This is a genomic window from Streptomyces altiplanensis (genome assembly GCF_053591575.1).
Map to the genome: position 1 here is coordinate 1 of NZ_JBSFUB010000168.1, position 8,619 is coordinate 8,619.

Annotated in this window: 8 protein-coding genes and 1 pseudogene; 4 read left to right on the forward strand and 5 right to left on the reverse strand. The window is 72.3% G+C overall.

Annotated elements, in window-relative coordinates; all coding sequences use genetic code 11:
• Positions 1–93: pseudogene (locus ACWD0Y_RS35210) on the forward strand (DUF4365 domain-containing protein); the annotation flags it as partial.
• A 202-nt stretch (positions 94–295) separates the two neighbouring features.
• Here ACWD0Y_RS35210 and gudD read toward each other — a convergent pair.
• The 3 genes from gudD to ACWD0Y_RS35225 all read right to left on the reverse strand — a co-directional run bounded on the left by gudD (position 296) and on the right by ACWD0Y_RS35225 (position 4,116).
• Complete coding sequence (gene gudD, locus ACWD0Y_RS35215; protein WP_450264338.1) at positions 296–1,627, reverse strand: glucarate dehydratase; 1,332 nt, start codon at positions 1,625–1,627, stop codon at positions 296–298.
• A gap of 68 nt (positions 1,628–1,695) precedes the next feature.
• Complete coding sequence (locus ACWD0Y_RS35220) at positions 1,696–3,066, reverse strand: MFS transporter (protein ID WP_450264339.1); 1,371 nt, start codon at positions 3,064–3,066, stop codon at positions 1,696–1,698.
• 174 nt (positions 3,067–3,240) lie between these two features.
• A complete protein-coding gene (locus ACWD0Y_RS35225) occupies positions 3,241–4,116 on the reverse strand; it encodes a LysR substrate-binding domain-containing protein (RefSeq protein WP_450264340.1) in 876 nt (291 codons plus the stop codon).
• 148 nt (positions 4,117–4,264) lie between these two features.
• Between ACWD0Y_RS35225 and kdgD the strand changes: the two genes are divergently transcribed.
• Both kdgD and ACWD0Y_RS35235 read left to right on the forward strand, forming a co-directional pair.
• Positions 4,265–5,179, forward strand: a complete 915-nt coding sequence (gene kdgD / locus ACWD0Y_RS35230) for a 5-dehydro-4-deoxyglucarate dehydratase (protein WP_093799917.1) — start codon at positions 4,265–4,267, stop codon at positions 5,177–5,179.
• A 245-nt stretch (positions 5,180–5,424) separates the two neighbouring features.
• The gene (locus tag ACWD0Y_RS35235) at positions 5,425–6,138 is read left to right on the forward strand and encodes a transglycosylase family protein (RefSeq protein ID WP_450264341.1); all 714 of its coding nucleotides are present in this window, start codon (positions 5,425–5,427) and stop codon (positions 6,136–6,138) included.
• Here ACWD0Y_RS35235 and ACWD0Y_RS35240 read toward each other — a convergent pair.
• The gene (locus ACWD0Y_RS35240) at positions 6,105–6,797 is read right to left on the reverse strand and encodes an isocitrate lyase/phosphoenolpyruvate mutase family protein (RefSeq protein ID WP_450264342.1); all 693 of its coding nucleotides are present in this window, start codon (positions 6,795–6,797) and stop codon (positions 6,105–6,107) included. The genes ACWD0Y_RS35235 and ACWD0Y_RS35240 overlap by 34 nt on opposite strands.
• A 105-nt stretch (positions 6,798–6,902) precedes the next feature.
• Positions 6,903–7,823 carry a sigma-70 family RNA polymerase sigma factor gene (locus tag ACWD0Y_RS35245; RefSeq protein ID WP_450264343.1) on the reverse strand — a complete coding sequence of 307 codons (921 nt, stop codon included), beginning with the start codon at positions 7,821–7,823 and terminating at the stop codon, positions 6,903–6,905.
• A 97-nt stretch (positions 7,824–7,920) separates the two neighbouring features.
• On the opposite strand from ACWD0Y_RS35245, the gene ACWD0Y_RS35250 reads away from it, so the two are divergent.
• Positions 7,921–8,382: a carboxymuconolactone decarboxylase family protein gene (locus tag ACWD0Y_RS35250; RefSeq protein ID WP_450264344.1), complete on the forward strand. Its 462-nt coding sequence runs from the start codon at positions 7,921–7,923 to the stop codon at positions 8,380–8,382.
• Positions 8,383–8,619 lie beyond the last annotated feature (237 nt).

Here is an 8,619-nt window from a genome sequence, read left to right on the forward strand (position 1 = left end):
ACCACTGCCTGCATGGAGACTCTTCAGGTGGGCTATCTGCACGCGGTCGCGGCGGCCGCGGGATGCTCTCTCTCGCAGCCGTTTCCGGACAACCCGGGTGCCGTACGGCACCCGGGAGCCGGGGCGGGGAGGGGGACGAGATTGTTCGGTCCGTCGGGTCTGCCGGGCCGTCGCCGCCCTGGCCGACGGGCGGCGGGGCCGGGGGCGACCTCTGCGGCGTGGCCCGGACGAAGGCCGCCGTGGTGGCGGCCGGGGGTCTGACGTCCTGACCCGCCGGCCGGGGGCGGGCCGGCCGTCACCGCACCAGTGCGGGTCGCTTGCTGTCGAACTGCCAGCCGGGCACCAGGCAGCGCATGGCCGCCGCGTCGTCGCGGGAACCGAGGCCGAGGCCGCGGTAGAGCTCGTGCGCCGCCTCCACCTGCTCCATGTCGAGGTCGACGCCCAGCCCCGGGCGGTCCGGGACGTCGAGCATGCCGTCCTTGATCTCGAACGGTGCGGTGGTGAGGCGCTGGCCGTCCTGCCAGATCCAGTGGGTGTCGATGGCGGTGATGTCACCGGGGGCCGCCGCGGCGACGTGCGTGAACATCGCGAGCGACACGTCGAAGTGGTTGTTGGAGTGCGAACCCCAGGTCAGCCCCCAGGAATCGCAGAGCTGGGCGACGCGCACCGAACCGTGCATGGTCCAGAAGTGCGGGTCGGCCAGCGGAATGTCGACCGCGTCGCCGCGCACGGCGTGGCCGAGCTGCCGCCAGTCGGTGGCGATCATGTTCGTCGCCGTCCGCAGCCCGGTCGCGCGGCGGAACTCGGCCATGGTCTCCCGGCCCGAGTAGCCGCCCTCCGCGCCGCAGGGGTCCTCCGCGTACGCGAGGACGTCGCGCAGTCCGCGCCCCAGGGCGATGGCCTCCTCCAGGGGCCAGGCCCCGTTGGGGTCCAGGGTGACGCGCGCCCGCGGGAAGCGTTCGGCCAGCGCGCGTACGGCCTCCGCCTCCTGCTCTCCCGGCAGGACACCGCCCTTGAGCTTGAAGTCCTGGAAGCCGTAGCGCCGCTGCGCGGCCTCGGCGAGCCGTACGATCGCCGCCGGGGTGAGCGCCTCCTCGTTGCGCAGCCTCAGCCAGTCGTCCCGGGCGTCCGGTTCGGCGCGGTAGGGCAGGTCGGTGCGTCCGCGGTCACCGACGTAGAAGAGGTATCCGAGGACGGGCACCCGGTCGCGCTGCCGCCCCTCGCCCAGCAGCGCGCTGACGGGCACGCCCAGGTGCTGTCCGAGGAGGTCGAGCAGGGCGGACTCCAGGGCGGTCACGGCGTGCACCGTCACCCGCAGGTCGAAGGTCTGCGCGCCGCGGCCGCCCGAGTCCCGGTCGCCGAAGCGGGTGCGCACCGCCCGGAGCACCGCGTGGTGGTCGCCGACGCGCTGCCCCACCACCAGGTCCCGGGCCTCCTCCAGCGTGGTGCGGATGGGCTCGCCGCCGGGGACCTCTCCGACGCCGGTGCGGCCTTCGGAATCGGTCAGGACGACCAGGTTGCGGGTGAAGTACGGGGCGTGCGCGCCGCTGAGATTGAGCAGCATGCTGTCCCGGCCGGCGACGGGGACGACGCGCAGGGAGACGACGGACGGGGGCGGGGCGCTCATGGGGGAGTCCTTCGGGTGCGTACGGGAGGCGGGGAGGCGGGTGCGTCGGTGTGCCGGGGCGGCGGGCGTCAGGCCGCCGGGCGGGGGGAGGCGGACGGCGCGGGCGGTACGGCGGCACCGGGTTCCGGGGCCGCCGGGGAGCGGTCCCGGCGGATCAGGAGCACCAGCGCGGCGCCGGCCACGGAGGACAGTGCCAGCGCGTACAGGCCGTACGTGACCTGCCCGGTGGCTTCCTTGACGAGGCCGAAGCCGTACGGGGCCACGAAACCCCCGAGGTTTCCCAGCGAGTTGACGAGCGCGATGGCCGGTGCGAGCACGGCCGGGTGCATGGTGGCCTGCGGAATGGTCCAGAACAGCGGGCTGGCGCTCTTGAAGCCCATGGCGGCGACGCACAGGAACACCAGGGCGAGCGCGGGTGACGTGACGGCCGCCAGGTAGGTGCCGGCGGCCGCGACGAGCAGCGCCGCGACGAGCAGCGGCTTGCTGCGGCCCAGGCGGTCCGAGGCCCGGCCGGCCAGGTACATGGCGACCACCGCGCAGATCCAGGGCAGCGAGGAGAGCAGGCCGACGGTGATGTCGTTCACGCCGTCGATGCGGCGCACGATGCCGGGGAGCCAGAAGGTGTTGGCGTAGATCGACAGCTGGATGGCGAAGTAGATGCCGCAGAAGACCAGGACCTGCGGGTTGAGGAGGAGCTTCCAGCGCGACACCGTACCGGCCCCGGCGCCCGCTTCGGCGCGCCGTACGTCGTCCTCCCGCTCCACGGTGTCCGCGAGGGCCCGCTGTTCCGCGCGGGTCAGCCAGCGGGCGTCCTCGATCCTGGAGTCGAGCAGGCGGTAGGCGACGCAGCCGACGACGACGGACAGCAGCCCTTCGAGGCCGAACAGCCACTGCCAGCCCGCTGCCCCGCCCACTCCGTCGAGCGCGAGCAGGGGCCCGGAGACCGGTCCCGAGACGGCGGCGGCGATGGACGATCCGGCGACGAACATGGCGGTGGCGCGGCCCCGGTGGGAGCCGGGCAGCCAGCGCGAGAAGTAGAAGATGATGGCGGGGAAGAAGCCCGCCTCGGCCACGCCGAGCAGGAACCGCAGCACGTAGAACATGGTGGGGCCGTTGACGAAGGCCGTCGCGGCCGAGACCAGGCCCCAGCTGACCATGATGCGGGTCAGCCAGACCTTGGGCCCGTACCGCTCCATGAGCACGTTGCTGGGCAGCTCGAAGAGGGCGTACGCGACGAAGAACAGACCGGCGCCCAGCCCGTAGGCGGCGGCGCCGATGCCGACGTCCGCCTCCAGGTGGACCTGGGCGTAACCGATGTTGGAGCGGTTGAGCTGATTGCAGATCAGCATGACGACGAACAGCGGGACCACACGGCGGAAGACTTTGGCGACGGCGCTGTCGACGGGGGAATCGGCGCGCGTGACACGAGCGGAGGGCATGGACGCCCCTTCTCCTCAGGCACCTGCGGGGTGCGGCTCAACTCGCCGGGGGGCACCCGTCCCGGATGAAGTTCCGGCGAGCTCTCGCTACAGAGGAAGCTAGGAGCCGCACGCATGCAGGTCCAACACTTGTTTCGTATGCTGCGATGCCGAAATTGAATCGGTGGAGATGCCTCAGAGGCGCTTGAGCAGGGCGTGCAGGGCCGGGTTGTCGTTGTTCTTCCGCCAGGTGAGGGACAGTTCGACCGGGGCGGGGGCGGCGAGCCGCACCTCCCGGAAGACGACCCCGGCGTAGCGCAGCCGGGTGGCGGCCTCGGGGACCAGGGCGACGCCCCAGCCGCCGTTGACCAGGGCGAGGATGCTGTGCACCTGGCTGAGGTACTGGGAGAACACCGGGGTGATGCGGGCCGCGCGGAAGACGCTGATCAGGAGCTCGTGGAAGTAACGCGCCTCGACCGGTGAGTACATCAGGACGTCCTGGCCGTGGAAGGCGGCGATGCCGAGGGGCCCCTCGGCCCGTGCGAGCGGATGGCCGGCGGGGAGCGCGGCGACGAGCCGTTCCTCCGCGGCCGGCCGGGAACACAGATCGGTGTCGGTCACGGGCGGCCGCACCAGGCCCAGGTCCAGGCTGGATTCGGTGAGCGCTTCCAGCTGGTCGCGGGTGACCATCTCGCGGAGCACGATCTCCACCCCCGGCATCACGGTGCGGGCGGTGTCCAGGAGGGCGTCGAGCATGGAGTACGCGCTGGCGGCGGTGAAGCCTATGGCGATGCTGCCGGCCTCGCCGGTGGAGACCTGGCGGACGGCGAGGGTGGCCTGTTCGGACTGGCGCAGGATGCGCCGGGCCTCGTGCAGGAACGCGCGCCCGGCGGGCGTCAGCCGTACGGACCGGTTCGTACGGTCGAAGAGCTGGACCCGCAGGTAGCCCTCCAGGAGCTGGATCTGCCGGCTGAGGGGCGGCTGGGTCATCTGGAGCCGCTCGGCGGCCCGTCCGAAATGGAGCTCTTCGGCGACGGCCACGAAGTTCGTCAACTGGGTGAGGGTGAACAATGATGCTCTCTCGGTATCGGTGGATGCGTTTTTCGTGTTGGACGGGAATCGTTGCGCGATCCTAGCCTCAGAAGCGCGCCCGGCGACACGGTGCCGAACGGTCCGGCGCACCCACCCGTACACCGCCTGCACGAGGAGACCCGAGACCATGTCGCAGTTTTCGCCCGACGAGGCCGCCAGGAAGCTGGGATCCGGGCTGCTGTCCTTCCCCGTCACCCACTTCCGCGCCGACTTCTCCTTCGACGAGGCGGCCTACCGGGAGAACATCGCCCGGCTCGGCGCTTTCTCACCCGCGGGGCTCTTCGCGGCGGGCGGCACCGGTGAGTTCTTCTCCCTCACCGGCCGGGAGGTCGCCGAGGTCGTCGCCGCCACGGTGCGGGAGGCCCCCGAAGGGCTGCCCGTCGTCGCCCCGGCCGGCGGCGGCACCGCGACCGCCGTCGAACTCGCCCAGCAGGCCGAACGCGACGGCGCCCACGGCATCCTGCTGCTGCCCCCGTACCTGACCGAGGCGTCGCAGGAGGGCCTGGCCGCGCACGTGAAGGCGGTGTGCCGCGCGACGCGTCTCGGCGTCATCCTCTACAGCCGGGCCAACGCCGTCTACGACGAGACGACCGTGGCCGAACTCGCCGACTCCTGCCCGAACCTGATCGGCTTCAAGGACGGCGTCGGCGACCTGGAGCTGATGACCCGCATCCACTCCCGCCTCGGCGACCGCCTCGTCTACATCGGCGGACTGCCCACCGCCGAGATGTTCGCCCTGCCCTACCTGGAGATGGGCGTCACCACGTACTCGTCCGCCATCTTCAACTTCCTGCCGCGGTTCGCCCTCGACTTCTACGACGCCGTGCGCGCGCGCGACAGCGCCGGGGTCCGCCGGCGCCTCGACGACTTCGTCCTGCCCTACTGCGCGATCCGGCGCCGCCGCCCCGGTTACGCCGTGAGCATCGTCAAGGCCGGCATGACGGTCGCCGGCCACCCCGCGGGCCCGGTGCGCACCCCCCTCACCGACCTCACCGAAGCCGAGGTCGCCGAGCTGTCCGACCTGGTCAAGAAGGTGCTCTGACGGGCACGCGCCCTCCGCCGGGCCCACCGGACGCACCGGCCGGCCGGCCGCCTGCCGCCCCCGCGGCGGCGGCGGTCGAAGGGGGCCGGCCGCTGCTCGCGGCAAGCCTCCACCCGGGTGAAAACCCGCACGTCGCACTCCGCATACCCGCCTAAAAGCATATCGGTGGGTTATTCCTTGCATGCCCATCGGCCGTGACGACCACTGCGTCACGGCGCTGCCGGAGCACAGCGGAGGAAACCCGGATGTCGCCTTCACCCCTCGTCAAGCGGACTGCTGAAACGATCCTGCCTCTGCTGTTGGCCCTGTTGAGCGTTCTGGGCCTCGCCGGTCAGAGCACTGCGCGAGCCGATGCGCGAGCCGATGTACGGTCCGATGCGCGATCCGCCCCGTCGGGAACCGACTGGGAGACGATCGCCGCCTGCGAGAGCAACGGCCGCTGGAACATCAACACGGGCAACGGCTACTACGGCGGCCTGCAGTTCGCCCCCTCCACCTGGCGCGCCTACGGCGGCCACCAGTACGCCCCCCGCGCCGACCTCGCCTCACGGTCGGAGCAGATCGCGGTGGCCCAGCGCGTGGCCCAGGACGTCGGTCTGTCCGCCTGGCCCCAGTGCGGGCGCCGCGCGGCGGCCCACACCGGAAACTCGGGAGCCTCCGACTCCACCCCCCAGGCCCCGAGCACGAGGTCCGGCAGCAGCGCCCCCCGGACCCCGAGCACGGGTGCCGGCGGCAGCACCTACCAGCCCCCGGCGGTGACCCGGGTGCCGGCGCAGCGCTCCGGCGAGGCCATCAGCGGAACCACCTACGTCGTGCGCGAGGGCGACTGCCTCTCCGCCATCGCGTACCGCGCCGATGTCCCCGGCGGCACCAAGGCCCTGTACGAACTGAACAGGCACATCCTCGACGAGGGCCCGGACCGGATCTACCCCGGACAGCGCCTGCGCCTGCGCGCATGAGGCCCGGCACCCCGGCCCGCATGAGGCCCAGTACCCCGGCCCGGCAGACGCCGGCCCACCGCCGGCCGGCCGTACGGCCCCTTGCCGGACAGGCCGTTCAGCGCGGAGAAGCCCGGCGAACCGTCCGGCGAACCGTCCAGCGCCCCGTAACTTCCCTCGCCCAGCAGCTCCGGGGCAGCGTCACGAGCCGCGGTGTACGCGGCCTGCGCCACGCCCCTGCCGACGCTGATGCGGCGCACCCCGGCTTCGGCCGCCTCCGCCCACGCCGCGGTCCTGGCGGTCACCTCGGCGGGACGGCCGCCCTCCTCACCGATGCCGGACAGGCAGACCCCGGTACGGGCGTGGACGACCAGCTCCGGCAGCCCGGCACCGGCCGCCGCGTCGTGGACGGCGCGGACGCGTTCCGCCTGCTCCCCGGCGGTGGACTCCGTCTGCTCCCCGGCGGTGAACAGCGGGCCGACCGCAGCCCTGGAGTCCTCCGGGCCGATGCCGGCCGCACCGACGGCGACCACCTCCCGTACCGTCGCCGCGACCTCGACGGCCACCGGCACGTCCACGGCCGCGCTGCCCGCGTCCCACGCGCTCGGCAGTACGAGGACCTCCTCGCCCAAGACGCGCAGCCGCAGGGCCTTCTCCTTGGTACGGACGTCAACAGCCACGAACTTCCTCCGCAGTGTCAGGCGGGCATCATGCGGTAGTGCCACCGGCGATCCTGGCCACGAGCAGGAACCGGCCCAAGCCGTCGACGCGGTGCGTCCGGTGGCTCAGCGGCCGAGAACGCTCAGGTCGATACGCGCGAGGCGCTCGGGGTCGGTGAGGATGTCGAGGGCGGTGATCCTGTCGCCCCGGACGGTGAAGGCCATGACCGAGAGCGGCCGGCCCTGTGCCGTCGCGACCACGCCCGGGGTGCCGTTGACCAGTACGGGGTGCGCGGCTTCGGCGTACCGGGCGAAGGTGATCGCCTGGGAGGCGACCTGGGCCGCACCGCGGCGGAGCAGACTCGGGCGCAGGGTGCCGCCGTCGGAGCGGACGACGACCTCGGGGTCGAGTACGGCGACGAGTGCGTCGAAGTCTCCGTCGCGCGCGGCGGCGAGGAAGGCGTCGACGACCTGGCGCACGGGCGTCCCCCCGGCCGGGGGCCGAGGGAGGGCCGAGCCGTCGCCGGGAGCGGGCACCGCGCCCTGGACGCGGCGGCGGGCGCGGCTGGCGAGCTGCCGGACCGAGGCGGAGGTGCGGCCGAGGACCGGGGCGATCTCGTCGAAGGGCACGGCGAACATGTCGTGCAGGACGAAGGCGAGGCGTTCGGCGGGACCGAGGGTCTCCAGGACGATCATCAGGGCCATGCCGACCGAGTCGGCCAGGAGTATCTGCTGCTCGGGGTCGGGACCGGCCGTGCTGCTGATGACCGGATCGGGGAGACGGACCTGTCCGTCCTGGTCGTGGAGCGGGTCCTCGCGCCGTGTGCTGCGCGAACGCAGCAGGTCCAGGCACACCCGGCCGGCCACCGTGGTCAGCCAGCCGCCCAGGTTCTCCACCGCGGCGGCGTCGGAACGGCTCAGCCTGAGCCAGGTCTCCTGTACGACGTCGTCCGCCTCGCTGAGCGAGCCCAGCATCCGGTAGGCCACCGCCCGCAGATGAGGGCGGTGCTCCTCGAACCGCTGCGCCAGAAAGTCTTCCCCGCTCACCTGTCACATCCCCGTGTCCTGATCCGTCAGAGCAGTAAAGGACGGTAGCCGACCGGCTCAACGACCGCTGCTCGGCAGTGACTTGGAGGACAACACCGTGAAAGCCCGTATGAAGAACCCCGTGACGGTACTGCCCGACGCCATGAAGGGGGTCCAGAACCTCCTCAAGGCCGTGCACCAGGGCGGCGTGCCGCAGCGGACCATGGAACTGGTCCACCTGCGGGCCAGCCAGATCAACGGTTGCAGCGCCTGTGTGCACGGCGGCGTGGCCAGTGCCAAGAAGGCCGGTGAGAGCGACGAAAGGCTCCACGCCGTCGCCGCCTGGCGCGAGGCCCCGTTCTTCACCGACGCCGAACGCGCCGCCCTCGCCCTCGCCGAAGCCGCCACACGGATCGCCGACCGTACCGGCCAGGCGGTACCGGACGCCGTCTGGGACGAGGCCGCCGACCACTTCGACGAGGAGCAGCTCGCCGCCCTCATCCTCATGATCGCCACCACCAACTTCTTCAACCGGCTCAACGCCACCGTCCAGGAGCCCGCCGGCGCGACATGGGCCTGAACGGCGTCCCGTTCCCCCGGGGCGTTCCGGTTCCTGCCTGACGGCCCGCCTCTCCGACGGCCCCGGATGCCCTCCTCAACAGGGCCGACAGCCCTGCGCGTTGGCCGAGGAGGGCCTTCGGCTGACGGATTTGCCCCCTCTGCGCGACTGTAAAGTTCACGCATCGCATGCAGTGGTGGTCGGGGACGGACGAAGACGAAGGCCCGGAGGGCGTCAGAGTGGGTACGCAGGACAGGA

Excerpts from the sequence above, each read along its gene's own strand:
- gudD (WP_450264338.1), bottom strand. The coding sequence starts at position 1,627 with ATGAGCGCCCCGCCCCCGTCCGTCGTCTCCCTGCGCGTCGTCCCCGTC.
- ACWD0Y_RS35220 (WP_450264339.1), bottom strand. The coding sequence starts at position 3,066 with ATGCCCTCCGCTCGTGTCACGCGCGCCGATTCCCCCGTCGACAGCGCC.
- kdgD (WP_093799917.1), top strand. The coding sequence starts at position 4,265 with ATGTCGCAGTTTTCGCCCGACGAGGCCGCCAGGAAGCTGGGATCCGGG.
- ACWD0Y_RS35235 (WP_450264341.1), top strand. The coding sequence starts at position 5,425 with ATGTCGCCTTCACCCCTCGTCAAGCGGACTGCTGAAACGATCCTGCCT.